The 14,222-nt window shown below is 63.8% G+C and carries 10 protein-coding genes; 8 read left to right on the top strand and 2 right to left on the bottom strand.

Annotated features, from left to right (window positions below; genetic code table 11):
* Window positions 1-9 precede the first annotated feature (9 nt).
* From KMZ68_RS08935 to KMZ68_RS08945, 3 genes are read left to right on the top strand one after another with little or no spacing between them, the layout of a single operon-like run.
* Complete coding sequence (locus KMZ68_RS08935; RefSeq protein ID WP_215615421.1) at window positions 10-801, top strand: ABC transporter ATP-binding protein; 792 nt, start codon at window positions 10-12, stop codon at window positions 799-801.
* Between the two features lie 20 nt (window positions 802-821).
* A complete protein-coding gene (locus KMZ68_RS08940; RefSeq protein WP_215615422.1) occupies window positions 822-2,039 on the top strand; it encodes an NAD(P)/FAD-dependent oxidoreductase in 1,218 nt (405 codons plus the stop codon).
* A 13-nt stretch (window positions 2,040-2,052) separates the two neighbouring features.
* A complete protein-coding gene (locus KMZ68_RS08945) occupies window positions 2,053-4,797 on the top strand; it encodes a nitrate reductase (protein WP_215615423.1) in 2,745 nt (914 codons plus the stop codon).
* 20 nt (window positions 4,798-4,817) lie between these two features.
* On the opposite strand, the gene KMZ68_RS08950 is transcribed toward KMZ68_RS08945, so the two are convergent.
* Complete coding sequence (locus tag KMZ68_RS08950) at window positions 4,818-5,741, bottom strand: response regulator transcription factor (protein ID WP_215615424.1); 924 nt, start codon at window positions 5,739-5,741, stop codon at window positions 4,818-4,820.
* Entirely contained in the window at window positions 5,731-9,102 is a 3,372-nt protein-coding gene (locus KMZ68_RS08955) for a hybrid sensor histidine kinase/response regulator (protein WP_215615425.1), read from the bottom strand. The genes KMZ68_RS08950 and KMZ68_RS08955 overlap by 11 nt, the downstream gene beginning before the upstream one ends.
* A gap of 164 nt (window positions 9,103-9,266) precedes the next feature.
* Between KMZ68_RS08955 and urtA the strand changes: the two genes are divergently transcribed.
* From urtA to urtE, 5 genes are all read left to right on the top strand, one after another.
* Window positions 9,267-10,526, top strand: coding sequence for an urea ABC transporter substrate-binding protein (gene urtA, locus KMZ68_RS08960; protein WP_215602832.1), 1,260 nt, complete (start codon window positions 9,267-9,269; stop codon window positions 10,524-10,526).
* Between the two features lie 123 nt (window positions 10,527-10,649).
* Entirely contained in the window at window positions 10,650-11,576 is a 927-nt protein-coding gene (gene urtB, locus KMZ68_RS08965) for an urea ABC transporter permease subunit UrtB (RefSeq protein ID WP_215615426.1), read from the top strand.
* A gap of 16 nt (window positions 11,577-11,592) precedes the next feature.
* The gene (gene urtC, locus KMZ68_RS08970) at window positions 11,593-12,738 is read left to right on the top strand and encodes an urea ABC transporter permease subunit UrtC (RefSeq protein ID WP_215615427.1); all 1,146 of its coding nucleotides are present in this window, start codon (window positions 11,593-11,595) and stop codon (window positions 12,736-12,738) included.
* Between the two features lie 11 nt (window positions 12,739-12,749).
* Window positions 12,750-13,505, top strand: a complete 756-nt coding sequence (gene urtD / locus KMZ68_RS08975) for an urea ABC transporter ATP-binding protein UrtD (RefSeq protein WP_215615428.1) — start codon at window positions 12,750-12,752, stop codon at window positions 13,503-13,505.
* 24 nt (window positions 13,506-13,529) lie between these two features.
* Window positions 13,530-14,219, top strand: a complete 690-nt coding sequence (gene urtE, locus KMZ68_RS08980) for an urea ABC transporter ATP-binding subunit UrtE (RefSeq protein ID WP_215615429.1) — start codon at window positions 13,530-13,532, stop codon at window positions 14,217-14,219.
* Window positions 14,220-14,222: the final 3 nt, after the last annotated feature.

Raw genomic sequence — 14,222 nt, forward strand, 5'->3', positions numbered from 1 at the left:
GGAACCGTCATGACCTATCTGAAGCTCGATCACATCGACAAGGTCTTCACCCGCGGCAATGCCTCGACCGAGGTGCTGAAGGACATCAACCTGACGATCGACAAGGGCGAATATGTCTCGATCATCGGACATTCCGGCTGCGGCAAGTCGACCCTGCTCAACATCGTGGCAGGCCTGACCTCGGCCACGATGGGCGGCGTGCTGCTGGAAAACCGCGAGGTCAACTCGCCGGGTCCGGATCGCGCGGTGGTGTTCCAGAACCACAGCCTGCTGCCCTGGCTCACGGTCTATGAAAACGTCAGGCTCGGCGTCGACAAGGTGTTCGCATCGAGCAAGACCCGCGAGGAGCGTGACGCCTGGACCATGCACAATCTCAATCTGGTGCAGATGACGCACGCCAAGGACAAGCGGCCTGCGGAAATTTCCGGCGGCATGAAGCAGCGCGTCGGCATCGCGCGGGCGCTGGCGATGGAGCCGAAGGTGCTGCTGCTCGACGAGCCGTTCGGCGCGCTCGACGCGCTGACCCGTGCGCATCTGCAGGATTCGGTGATGGCGCTGCACCAGAAGCTCGGCAACACCATCCTGATGATCACGCACGATGTCGACGAGGCGGTGCTGCTGTCGGACCGCATCGTGATGATGACCAACGGGCCGAGCGCGCGGATCGGCGAGGTGCTCGAGGTGCCGCTGGCGCGGCCGCGCAAGCGGCTCGAACTCGCCACCAATGCCGGCTACCTGAAATGCCGGCAGCGCGTGCTCGAATTCCTCTACGAGCGGCATCGGTTTGTCGAGGCGGCGTAGTTTTCGAGTGAGGATACCTCGTGAGCGAACCGCTGGTCATCGTCGGCAATGGAATGGCCGCCGCGCGTCTGGTCGACGAACTGACGAAGGCCGCACTCGGGCGTTACGCCATTGCCGTGATCGGCGACGAACCGCGGCTCGCCTATAACCGCGTGCTGCTGTCGTCGGTGCTCGCGGGCGAGATCGCCTCCCACGACATCGAACTCCGGCCGGCTTCGTGGTGGCGCGACCGCGGCGTCACCCTGAAATATGGCTGCGTCGCCACCGGGATCGACGTCGGCCGCCGCGAACTCAAGATCGCGGGCGACGAGAGCATCACGTTTTCGAAGCTGGTGCTCGCCACCGGCTCGACGCCGCTGCGGCTCAACGTGCCCGGCGCCGAACTCGCCGGCGTCCATACCTTTCGCGACAGCCGCGACGTCGATCTGTTGTTGACGCTGGCGGCCCGCAGGAAACGCGTCGTCGTGGTCGGCGGCGGATTGCTCGGACTCGAGGCGGCCTACGGCCTCGCCAAGGCCGGCGCCCCGGTGACCCTGGTTCATCTGATGGACCGGCTGATGGAGCGGCAGCTCGATGCGCCGGCGGCGGAGCTGTTGAAGTCGCTGGTCGAACGCAAGGGCATCGAGATCCTGCTCAATGCCAATACCGCGCGCATCCACGGCGAGACCCATGTCGAGGGCGTCGAACTGGCGGACGGCCGCCGGATCGATGCCGACGCGGTGATCTTCGCGGCCGGCATTCGGCCGAACACCGCGCTGGCGAAGGAGGCCGGCATATCGGTCAATCGCGGCGTCGTCGTCGACGACCATCTGCAGACCGGCGCGGCGGATGTGTTCGCGATCGGCGAATGCGCCGAGCATCGCGGCATTTGCTATGGCCTGGTCGAGCCGGCCTACGAGCAGGCCCGCGTGCTGGCGCAGCATCTTGCGGGCCGGGCGGCCGGCTATCGCGGCAGCGTGGTGGCGACCAATCTCAAGGTCTCCGGCGTCAGCGTGTTCTCGGCCGGCGACTTCATGGGCGCCGACGGCAGCGAAGCCATCGTGCTCAAGGACCTCAGGCGCGGCACCTACAAGAAGCTGGTGATCTCGGCTGGCCGGCTCACCGGCGCGGTGCTGGTCGGCGATGTCGCCGGCGCACTCTGGTATCTCGAACTGATCCGGGACCGCAAATCCATTGCGGGCATCCGTGCCGACATGATGTTCGGGCGCTCGCTGGCGCTTGCCTCGGAGGCGGCGTGACCCGGTTGCTGACATGACGGCCGTCGATCCCGCATGGAGTTTATCATCGGGCCGCGCTCCGCGCGGACCCGTTGGCGCCATCAGCACCACCTGCGCCTATTGCGGCGTCGGCTGCGGCGTGCTGGCGACGCCCGATGGCCGCGGCGGTGCGGCGATCTCGGGCGATCCCGAACATCCCGCCAATTTCGGCCGGCTGTGCTCGAAGGGCTCGGCGCTCGGCGAAACCCTCGGGCTCGAAGACCGGCTGCTCTATCCGATGATCCGCTGCAGCAAGGGCACCATGGAGCAGGTGGCCTGGAGCGACGCGCTCGACCATGTCGCCAATCGTTTCGCGCACATCGTCAAGCGTGACGGCCCCGGCGCGGTCGCGTTCTATCTCTCCGGGCAACTCCTGACCGAGGATTACTACGTCGCCAACAAGCTGATGAAGGGATTCATCGGCAGCGCCAATGTCGATACCAATTCGCGGCTGTGCATGTCCTCCTCGGTCGCCGGTCACCGCCGCGCGTTCGGCGCCGATACCGTGCCCGGCTGCTATGAGGATCTCGAGCAGGCCGACCTGCTGGTGCTGGTCGGCTCCAACGCGGCATGGTGCCATCCGGTTCTGTACCAGCGCATGCTCGCCAACAAGCAGAAGCGCGGCGCCCGCATGGTTGTGATCGACCCGCGGCGGACCGATACCGCCGGTGATGCCGAGCTGTTTCTGGGCCTGAAGCCCGGCACCGACACCGCGCTGTTCTCGGGCCTGCTGGTGCATCTTGCCGACAGCGGCGCGCTCGATTCAGATTACATCGAACGATACACCGGCGGTTTCGACGAGGCGCTGGCGCGGGCGCGCTGCATCGCCGGCAGCGTCGGCGCGACCGCGCTGGCGACCGGCCTTTCCGAACAGGACGTGGCGGACTTCTTCCGGATCTTCGCCGCGACCCCGCGCGTGGTGACGCTGTACTCGCAGGGCGTCAACCAGTCGGCGCAGGGCACCGACAAGGTCAATGCCATCATCAACTGCCATCTCGCGACCGGGCGGATCGGCAAGCCGGGCGCGTCGCCGTTCTCGCTGACCGGGCAACCCAATGCGATGGGCGGCCGCGAGGTCGGCGGACTCGCCAACCAACTCGCTGCCCATATGGGCTTTTCGCCGCCCGACATCGACCGCGTGCGCCGGTTCTGGAAGGCCCCGCGCATCGCCACCCATGAGGGACTGAAGGCGGTCCAGATGTTCGAGGCGATCGCGCGCGGCGAGATCAAGGCGCTGTGGGTGATCGGCACCAATCCGGCGGTGTCGTTGCCGGACGCCGACGCCGCCCGCGCCGCGCTGAAGAAACTCGAGCTGTTCGTGGTCTCGGAGAATGTGCGTTCCAACGACACCGTGAACGCCGGAGCGCATGTGCTGCTGCCGGCGCAGGCCTGGGGCGAGAAGTCCGGCACGGTGACCAATTCGGAACGCCGGATATCGCGGCAGCGCGCCTTCCTCGCGCCGGCGGGCGAGGCCAGGCCGGACTGGTGGATCCTCAGTGAAGTGGCGAAACGGCTCGGCTTCGGCGCGGCGTTCGATTTCAACTCCGCCGCCGAAATATTCCGCGAGCACGCCGCCTTGTCTGCGTTCGAGAACAACGGCGGCCGCGATTTCGACATCGGCGCCCTGCAGTCGCTGTCGGATCAGGCCTTCGATGCGCTGACGCCGGTGCAGTGGCCGACGCGCCAGGACAACAGCCAGCCGCAGCCGCGCTTTTTTGCCAATGGCGGCTTCTTTTCAAGCGACTTCAAGGCGCGTTTCATCGCGCCGGAGATCCCCGCGCTGCGCACGGAGACCACCGCCGGCCGGCCGCTGCGGCTGAATACCGGCCGCATCAGGGATCAATGGCACACCATGACCCGCAGCGGCCTCAGTCCGCGGCTGGGCCAGCATCTGCCGGAGCCGTTCGTCGAGGTTCATCCCGACGACGCGCTGAAATTCGGCGTGACCGACGGCAGCTTCGCGCGCGTCACCACCGATCACGGACAATGCACGCTCAAGGTCGTGGTCAGCGAACGGCAGCAGCGCGGCATGCTGTTCGCGCCGATCCACTGGAGCGAGGCGACCGCGACCGGCTCGCGCGTCGGCGCGCTGGTGGCGCCGTTCACCGACCCATTCTCCGGCCAGCCCGAGAACAAGGCGACGCCGGCGTCGATCACGCCTTACGAATTCGTGTTCCGGGGCTTTGCGCTGTCGCGCGCCCCGCTCGCCTTGCCCGACCATGCCTGGTGGGCGCGCGTGGCGGTGCCCGGCGGCTACGGCTATCTCTTGGCCGACAATGCCGATCTCAGGGGATGGCAGTCCTGGCTGCGTTCGGTGGCCGGCGAGGATCTTGCCGAATACAAGGATTTCGGCGGTGGCGTTTACCGCGCCGCGTGCTTTGCCGCCGACCGTATCGAGGCCTGCCTGTTCATCGGGCCGGCGCAGGACGCCGGCGACTGGAACGTCGTCAAGCAGTTGTTCGCGGCCGACAGGCTCGACGACGAGCAGCGCCGCATGCTGCTGTCGGGCAAATCGACCGACGGGCTGGCCAGCGCCGGACCGATCGTCTGCGCCTGTTTCGGCGTCGGCCGCACCACCATCTGCGACAGCATCGCCGGCGGGGCGCGCACCGCCGCCGAGATCGGCGCCAGGCTGAAAGCCGGCACCAATTGCGGCTCGTGCATTCCGGAACTGAAACGGCTGATCGCGCAGGCCGGCTCCACCGATCCCGAACAACGGCAGCTGGCGGCGGCCAATTAGACCGTAGCCCCGTCAGGCACTCACGATTTTCGGTGCGTCGCGTTGACGGCGATGGCGGCGGCCGCGGTGCGGTTCTCGACGCCGAGTTTCGAGTAGATCTGTTCGAGGTGCTTGTCGACCGTTCGCGGGCTCAGGCCCAGGATCTGCGCGATGTCGCGGTTGGTCTTGCCCTTGCTGAGCCATGACAGCACTTCGCCCTCCCGGGTAGTCAGGCCCAAATCCTTGCTGAACTCCTGCGGCAGGCCGGCGCCGTTGTCCTTGGCAAGGCGCAACAGGAATTCATTGGGGCCGAGCTTGCCCATATATTGCAGCCGCAGCGCCTCGTTGTTCGGGAACGAGGCGAGCGCAGGGGTCTTCGCCCCGGCCTTGCCCTTTTGCGCAGCATCGAGCCACTGCAGCATCGGTTGCGGCAATTCCAGTTCATCGCCGGCCCCGAGATTGTCTGACAGCAGCTTCTGCGCCTGCGGCGTCGCCCACATGATCTTGCCCTGGCGGCTCACCGCCATCAGGAAGCGGCCGGAGACGTCGAGCGCAGTCTGCGCGCTCTGCGTCATCCTGGCGTTGGCGAGGTGAACCCTGATCCGGGCCAGCATTTCCTCGATCACGATCGGCTTGGTCACGTAATCGACGCCGCCGGCCTCCAGGCCGCGCACGATGTGCTCGGTTTCGGCGAGCCCGGTCATGAAGATCACCGGCACGTTGGCGAGGCCGGCGTCCCGCTTCAGCCGCCGGCAGGTTTCAAAACCGTCCATGCCGGGCATCACGGCGTCGAGCAGGACGATGTCCGGCGTGATCTGATCGACGATCCGCATCGCGGCGGCGCCGTCCATCGCCACCATCACGGTCATCCCCGCGCCATCGAGCGCGTCGGTCAGGAGCCGTAGCGTCTCCGGGGAATCGTCGACGACGAGCGCGACGTCGCGTTTGCTGGGGTCAGTGGTCATAGCTGTGCAATGTCTTCAATGTGGCCATGAACTGATCGAGGTCGAAGCGATCGATCAGCGCGCGCATCTGGGTGACGAAATCGGCATGCTCGGGGTGGTCGGCGCCGATTTCGGCGAGCTTGACCTGAATGGCCCGGATGTAGCCCATCTGTCCGAGGCTGATGAGTTCCTCGATGTGCCGCAGCGGCGGTCGCGATCCCGAGTCCGGCTGCCAGCAGGAAGCCGGAACCTGGTCGGTCTCATATTGCCATTCGATCTTGAGCAACTGCCGGATCAATTCCAGCAGCTTTGGAATATCGATCGGCTTCATCAGATAGCCGTCATGAAATGGCTGCGCCAGGGGGGTGCCGTGCGCCTCCAGCGCGCTGGCGGAAACCATGAGGATGCGGGCCTGGTGATGGCCGGTGGCGCGCAGCGTTTCCGCTACCGTCCAGCCGTCCATGCCGGCCATCGAGATATCCAGCAGGAACAGATCGGGCCGGCAATGCTGGGCGAGCGTCAGACAGGCGGGTCCGTCCGGCGCGCTCAGCAGGATGAAGCCAAGCGGCGTCAGCACCTCGCGCAACAGATCGCGCTGGGTCGGATCGTCGTCGGTGATCAGAATGGTCTTGCGCGGGCCGTGATAGCCGAAGATCGGCGCGTCGACCGGCGCGATCCGGGTCGGGTTGGTGACTTCCGACAACAAGAGCTTGACGCGGAAGGTAGAGCCCTTGCCGACCGTGCTCACGACCTGGATGTCGCCGCCCATCACGCCTGCGAGCAGGCGGCTGATCGTCAAGCCCAGACCGGTGCCGGTCTGCGGCTGCGATACGCCGAGCGCGCCGCGTTCGAACGGCGCAAAGATGCGCTCGAGGTCGGAAGCCTGGATGCCGGGGCCGGTGTCGATCACTTCGAACTCGGCGACCGGGCTGCGGTAATGCACGATGAACTGCACGCTGCCCACTTGCGTGAACTTGATGGCGTTCGACAACAGGTTGATCAGAATCTGGCGCAGGCGCTTCTCGTCGGCGAACACCACGAAGGGCAGCACCGTCGGTCGCTTGAACACGAAGTCGATGCCCTTGGCGGCGGCCTGCAGGCGGAACATGCCGACCAGCTGGTCGAGAAATTCGCTGAGGCGAACCTCGTCCCGCGACAGATACAGCCGGCCGGCCTCGATCTTGGAGATATCGAGAATGCCGTCGATCAGCCCGGACAGGTGATCGGCGCTGCGGCGGACCACGCGCACCTGATCGCGCGGCTTGGGCAAGAGGCTCGAATCCTGCTCCAGCAGCTGGGCGTAGCCGGAGATCGCGTTCAGCGGCGAGCGCAGTTCGTGGCTGAGGCCGACGACATAGCGGCTTTTCGCAAGGTTGGCCGATTCGGCGACCTCCTTGGCGCGCTGCAGTTCGGCGTCGGTTCGCTTGTGTGCGTCGATCTCCTGGATCAGGAGCGCGGTCTGCCGTCTCGTTTCGGCTTCCGCCGCGCTCCGGCTCTGCTGCGCCAGTACGAACAGCCAGGCGACCACGCCGATGATGATGGTCAGCGCGAAGAACACTTTCCACAACACGTCCGATAGCTGCAGATTGTCGGCGTGCACCGTCGCCGAGGTCTGCAGATAGATCAGGGCGAGCGTCAGCCCGACCAATCCGGCGGAGACCGCGAACACGCCGAGATAGTGTCCGAGCTGCGAATTGATCCGGGCATAGATCGGCTGCGGCAGCAGCTTGCCCAGCGTCTCCGACACCTGTGCCTGGATCCGCGCATGCGGCTTGCAGAGATCATGGCAGCGGGCGTCGAGCGAGCAGCACAGCGAGCAGATCGGGCCGGCATAGGCGGGGCAGGAGGCCATATCCTCCGGCTCGAAGGTATGCTCGCAAATACAGCACTGGATCGCCTCGATATTCTGCCAGCTCCGCTTCGGCTTCCGCGCGATGTAGTACTTGCCGTCGGTGGCCCAGGCGATCAGGGGTGCTGTGACGAAGGCCACCGCCAGCGCAACGAACGGCGCCAGCGCCTTCGCGGTCGGTCCGAACAGGCCGTAGAACGCGCTGATCGAGACGATGGTGGCGATGCTCATGGCGCCGACGCCGACCGGATTGATGTCGTAGAGATGCGCGCGCTTGAACTCCATCTGCTGCGGGCGCAGGCCGAACGGCTTGTTGACCACGAGATCGGCGACCAGTGCGCCGACCCAGGCGATGGCGACGTTGGAGTACAGCGCCAGCGTCTGCTCCAGCGCCTTGTAGACGCCGATCTCCATCAAGAGCAGCGCGACCAGCACGTTGAACACCAGCCAGACCACGCGGCCGGGATGGCTGTGGGTGAGGCGGGAGAAGAAATTCGACCAGGCGATCGAACCGGCATAGGCGTTGGTGACGTTGATCTTGATTTGCGCCAGCACCACGAACGTTCCGGTCAGGGCCAGCGCGAGGTCCGGCTGCGACAGCACGTAGTGAAAGGCCTCGAGATACATGTGCGCCGGCTCGGCGGCATGTTCGGCCGATACGCCGTGGCTGAGTGCGAAAAAGGCGAGGAACGATCCCGCCAGCAACTTGATGGCTCCGACGACGATCCAGCCGGGACCGGCGCTGAGCATCGCGATCCACCACGATGTCCTGGAACTTCGCCGGTCGCGCGGCAGGAAGCGCAGGAAGTCGACCTGCTCGCCGATCTGCGCGATCAGCGAGAACACGACCGAGGCCGCGGTTCCAAACAACAGCAGGTCGAGATGGCCGTTGGGATCGCCGTGCTCGCCGGGAAATTTGGTCCACTCCACGAAGGAATGCCGGCTGGCAAGCGCGATGGCGGCGAACGGCAGGATGTTGAGCACGAACCAGATCGGCTGCGTCCACAGCTGGAAGCGGCTGATCAGGGTGATGCCGTATGTGACCAGGGGGATGATGACGATCGCACTGATGAGATAGCCGACGGGCCGCGGGATTCCGAGACAAAGTTCGAGCGCGGTGGCGAGGATGACGGCTTCGATCGCGAAGAAGATGAAGGTGAAGGAGGCGTAGATCAGCGAGGTGATGGTCGAGCCGATGTAACCGAAGCCGGCGCCGCGCGTCAGCAGGTCGATGTCGATGCCGCATTTGGCGGCGTGGTAGGCGATCGGCAGGCCGCAGCAGAAGATGATGACGCTGACCACCAGGATCGCGGCAGTGGCGTTGGTGACGCCGTAATTGAGGGTGATGGTGCCGCCGATCGCTTCCAGCGCCAGGAACGAAATCGCGCCCAGCGCGGTGTTGGCGACCCGGGCCGCGGACCAGCGCCGCGCGCTCTTGGCCGTGAAGCGCAGCGCGTAGTCTTCCAGCGTCTGGTTGGCAACCCACTGATTATATTGGCGCCTGACGCGGTCTATCCGCTGCCGCCCTGCCACTTCTGCACTCCTGACCCGAAGCCCGTGCACATGCAAGGCCCGGTCCAAAACCTACGTCGCTATTTTGCGGTGCAATATACGCGATCTTGCGTATCTGTGCACCGCACAAATTCAGCAATCCTCGCCTGACCAAAAAGCGCGTTCTCAAACAAAATGGGGTGCTCATGTCAGACGAGATCAAACGGGGCCTGCAGTCTCCGCTTCGCCGCAAACTGCTGATGGGAGCGGCCGCTCTGCCAGCCATGGCGCTGCTGCCGCGGGTATCATTCGGTGCCGGGCCGGCGACTTCGGCCGTCAACACCACGGGACTTGCGGTGACCGACACCGAAGTCACGGTCGGCATCCTGCATTCCGCGACCGGCACGATGGCGATCTCCGAAACCGGCTCGATCCAGGCCGAAAAGCTGGCCATCGAGCAGATCAACGCCATGGGTGGTGTGCTTGGCCGCAAGATAAAGATCATTCAGGAAGACGGCGCCTCTGACTGGCCGACTTTCGCGGAGAAGGCCAAGAAGTTGCTGGTTAACGACAAGGTGGCCTCGATCATGGGCTGCTGGACCTCGGCGTCGCGCAAGGCGGTGCTGCCGGTGATGGAGCAGTACAACGGCATGCTCTATTACCCTACCTTCTATGAAGGGCTCGAGCAGTCCAAGAACGTGATCTACACCGGCCAGGAAGCGACTCAGCAAATTCTCGCCGGCATCGACTGGATCACCAAGGAGAAGAACGCCAAATCGTTCTACTTCATTGGTTCCGACTACATCTGGCCGCGTACCTCGAACAAGATCGCGCGCAAGCACATCGAGAACTTCCTGAAGCTGAAGGTCGTCGGCGAGGAATACTTCCCGCTCGGCCACACCCAGTTCAACTCGGTGATCAACAAGCTGAAGCTGACCAAGCCCGATGTGATCTTCACCGACGTTGTCGGCGGTTCCAACGTCGCGTTCTACAAGCAGCTCAAGGCGGCCGGCATCGACCTGTCGAAGCAGACCCTTCTGACCATCTCGGTCACCGAGGACGAGATCGACGGCATCGGCGGCGAGAACATTGCCGGCGCCTACGCCTGCATGAAGTACTTCCAGTCGCTGAAGAACGAGAACAACGAAAAGTTTGTTGCCGCGTTCAAGAAGATGTGGGGCGAGAAGACGGTGATCGGCGACGTGACGCAGGCCGCTTATCTCGGCCCGTGGCTGTGGAAGGCCACCGTCGAGAAGGCGGGTTCCTTCGACGTCGACAAGGTTGCGGCGGCTTCGCCCGGCATCGAGTTCAAGGGTGCGCCGGAAGGCTATGTCCGGATCCACGAAAACCACCATCTGTGGTCGAAGACCCGCGTGGGCAAAGCCAAGCTGGACGGGCAATTCGAGGTGGTGTTCGAGACCGCCGACCTGATCCAGCCGGATCCGTTCCCCAAGGGCTATCAATAAGGGCTCGCGCACAAATCCTGCGCTTTCCCAGCCTCTCCCTGGCGTGGACCGTCAATCCGCGCCCAACACCCCCGCGTCGCGAACCTGCTCGCGACGCGGGACTTCCCCGACGGAGAAACATCGATGTTCGGCGACTATTCGATTGGCGATCTGGGCTCCATTTTCGTCATGCAGGGCTTCGCGGGCCTGATCCTGTTTTCCGTCTACGTGCTGATGGCGCTCGGGCTTGCGATCATCTTCGGCCAGATGGGCGTCATCAACATGGCGCATGGCGAGTTCATGATCCTAGGCGCCTACGTCACCTGGCTCACCTCCAGCGCTTTTCAGCACTACTTGCCGTCGCTGTTTTCCGGATACTTCTTTATCGCGATGGCGCTGGCCTTCGTCGCCTCCGGTTCGCTCGGCATGCTGGTCGAATGGGCGCTGATCCGGCATCTCTACAAGCGCCCGCTGGATACGCTGCTCGCCACCTGGGGGTTGAGCCTTATCCTGCAGCAGGCCTATCGATCGATTTTCGGTGCCCGTGAAGTCGGCGTCGAGCTGCCGCAATGGATGCTGGGTTCGCTGCACGTCACCGAAAGCATCGAGGTCCCGATCAACGGCGTGTTCGTGATGGCTTTGACAGTGCTGATCACGGTCGCCGTGGCTTACGTCATGTACAAATCGCGCTGGGGCCGCCAGGTCCGCGCCGTGGTGCAGAACCGCATCATGGCCGGCGCGGTCGGCATCAACACCGAGAAGGTCGATCGCTACACCTTTGGCCTCGGCTGCGGCATCGCCGGTGTCGCCGGCAGCGCCTTCACGATGATCGGCTCAACGGGGCCGACTTCCGGCCAGCTCTACATCGTCGATACCTTCCTGGTGGTGGTGTTCGGCGGCGCAGCCAGCCTGATCGGCACCATCGCCTCGGCATTCAGCATCTCGCAGACACAATCCACGCTCGAATTCTTCATGTCCGGGTCGATGGCGAAGGTGCTGACGCTGCTCGCCGTTGTCGGAATTCTGATGCTGCGGCCGCAGGGTCTGTTCGCCCTCAAGGTCCGCAAATAACAAGAGAGCTGAAGCCATGACCGACAACCGCTTTATCAATCGATCGGAGCTTATCGGGATCCTGGTGCTCGCCGCCTTGCTGGTGGTGATCCTGCCGCTCTTTCTCGATGTCTTCAGGCTCAACCTGGTCGCGAAATATCTCACCTACGCCTTCGTGGCGCTGGGTCTGGTGATCTGCTGGGGATATGGCGGCATTCTCAGCCTGGGGCAGGGGGTGTTCTTCGGCCTCGGCGGTTATTGCATGGCGATGTTTCTCAAGCTCGAAGCCTCCAGCCCGGAAAACACCAAGATCCAGTCCACCCCCGGCATTCCCGATTTCATGGATTGGAATCAGATCACCGAATTGCCCTTCTTCTGGCAGCCATTCCACAGCCTGACCCTGACCATCATCGCCATCATCGTGGTGCCGTCTTTCTTCGCCTTCGTGATCGGCGCTGCGATGTTCAAGCGGCGAGTCGGCGGCACATATTTTGCCATCATCACGCAAGCGATCGCGGCAATCCTCACCATCCTTATCGTCGGCCAGCAGGGCTACACCGGTGGCATCAACGGCATGACCGACCTGCGGACCCTGAAGGGCTGGGACATCCGGCCGGATCACGCCAAGATCGTGCTCTACTTCTTCGAAGTCGCGTGCCTGTTCGGCTGTATCTTCATCGCGCAATTCATCCGCCACTCGAAGCTCGGGCGCATCCTGGTCGCGATGCGCGAAAAGGAAGATCGCGTCAGATTCTCCGGCTACAGCGTTGCGAATTTCAAGATCTTCGCCTTCTGCATCGCCGCGATATTCTCCGCGATCGGCGGCGCGATGTTCGCACTCAATGTGGGCTTCATGTCGCCGTCCTTCGTCGGCATCGTGCCATCGATCGAGATGGTGATCTATACCGCGGTGGGCGGCCGGCTCTCTATCCTGGGCGCGGTGTACGGCACGCTGCTGGTCAACTTCGCCAAAACCAGCCTGTCGGAATCCTTTCCCGAATTGTGGCTGTTCGGGCTCGGCGGATTGTTCATCGCCGTCGTTCTCGCCTTCCCGAACGGTCTGGCTGGAATCTGGGGCGACTATGTGCAGCCCCGCATCGATCGGCTGATCAACTCGCGCAAGCCGAGATCCGGCAACGGCTGGACCGACAGTTCGGTCGCCGACGGCGCCCCGGCGGAATGAGGAGATAGATCATGCTCATAGGTCACCAGCCCAAGGATTTCCTGCTCGCGGTGGAGGGACTGACGGTTTCCTTCGACGGTTTCAAGGCGGTCAACGACCTGTCGTTCTATGTCGATGAAAACGAGATCCGCGTCATCATCGGCCCGAACGGCGCCGGCAAGACCACGGTGCTCGACCTGATCTGCGGCAAGACCAAGGCCACGTCGGGATCGATTCATTTTCGCGACAAGGACCTCACGAAGATGAAGGAGAACCAGATCGTGCAGGCCGGGGTGGGACGCAAGTTCCAGACACCGTCGATCTATGACGACCTCACTGTGTTCGAGAATCTCGAGATCTCTTTTCCGCGCGGCCGCACGGTGTTCGGCGCACTGACCTTCACGCGCGACGCCATCGTGCGCGACCGCGTCCATGAGGTCGCCGAGATGATCTTCCTGAAGGACCGCCTCCACATGAGCGCCGAGCTGCTCAGCCATGGCCAGAAGCAATGGCTCGAGATCGGCATGCTGCTGATCCAGGATCCCGAACTGCTGATGCTCGACGAACCGGTCGCCGGCATGAGCGTCAGCGAGCGCGTCAAGACCGCCGAACTGCTCAACCGCATCATCAAGGGCAGGTCGGTGCTGGTGATCGAGCACGACATGAAGTTCGTCGAGGACATCGCCCACAAGGTCACGGTGCTGCATCAGGGCCAGATCCTGTCGGAAGGCACCATGGAGCACGTCAAGAACGATCCCAAGGTCATCGAAGTCTATCTCGGGCACTAGCGCGCAAGACTAAGGAGCATTTTGATGCTGGCTATCTCCGATCTGCATGTCGCCTACGGCCAGAGTGAAGTGCTGCACGGCCTCAACGTCTCGGTGGCGCCCAACGAGATTGTCGCGATCATGGGCCGCAACGGCATGGGCAAGACTACGCTGATGAAGTCGTTGATGGGCATCGTGCCGACCAGGAGCGGCTCCGTGAACATGGAAGGCGCCGAACTCAGCAAGCTGAAAAGCTATGAGCGAGTTGCGAAGGGACTGGCCTATGTACCGCAGGGCCGCATGATCTTCTCGGCCATGACGGTCAGGGAAAACATCGAGACCGGCCTCGTTGCTTCCGGCGAAAAGGAGGTGCCGGGCGACCTCTATGAGCTGTTCCCGGTGCTGCTGGAAATGAAAGATCGCCGCGGCGGCAATCTGTCCGGCGGCCAGCAGCAGCAGCTCGCGATCGCGCGGGCGCTGGCAACCAAACCCAAGGTGTTGCTGCTGGACGAACCGACCGAGGGCATACAGCCGTCGATCATCAAGGAGATGGCTCGCACCCTGAAGCGGATTCGTGACACCCGCGGCCTTTCGATCATCGTCTCCGAACAGGTGTTGAGCTTCGCGCTCGACGTCGCCGATCGGGTGCTCGTCATCGAGAACGGCGAGATCGTCCGCGACGAGGCGCGCGACGGCATCGATGCCGGGCAGATCGCGAAATTTTTGTCAGTCTAACCA

Source organism: Bradyrhizobium sediminis (assembly GCF_018736105.1).
In the GTDB taxonomy this organism is placed as follows: Bacteria; Pseudomonadota; Alphaproteobacteria; order Rhizobiales; family Xanthobacteraceae; genus Bradyrhizobium.

Coding starts and splice junctions, on each gene's coding strand:
- urtD (WP_215615428.1), top strand. CDS start 12,750: ATGCTCATAGGTCACCAGCCCAAGGATTTCCTGCTCGCGGTGGAGGGA.
- urtB (WP_215615426.1), top strand. CDS start 10,650: ATGTTCGGCGACTATTCGATTGGCGATCTGGGCTCCATTTTCGTCATG.
- urtA (WP_215602832.1), top strand. CDS start 9,267: ATGTCAGACGAGATCAAACGGGGCCTGCAGTCTCCGCTTCGCCGCAAA.
- KMZ68_RS08950 (WP_215615424.1), bottom strand. CDS start 5,741: ATGACCACTGACCCCAGCAAACGCGACGTCGCGCTCGTCGTCGACGAT.
- KMZ68_RS08935 (WP_215615421.1), top strand. CDS start 10: ATGACCTATCTGAAGCTCGATCACATCGACAAGGTCTTCACCCGCGGC.
- KMZ68_RS08945 (WP_215615423.1), top strand. CDS start 2,053: ATGACGGCCGTCGATCCCGCATGGAGTTTATCATCGGGCCGCGCTCCG.
- urtE (WP_215615429.1), top strand. CDS start 13,530: ATGCTGGCTATCTCCGATCTGCATGTCGCCTACGGCCAGAGTGAAGTG.
- urtC (WP_215615427.1), top strand. CDS start 11,593: ATGACCGACAACCGCTTTATCAATCGATCGGAGCTTATCGGGATCCTG.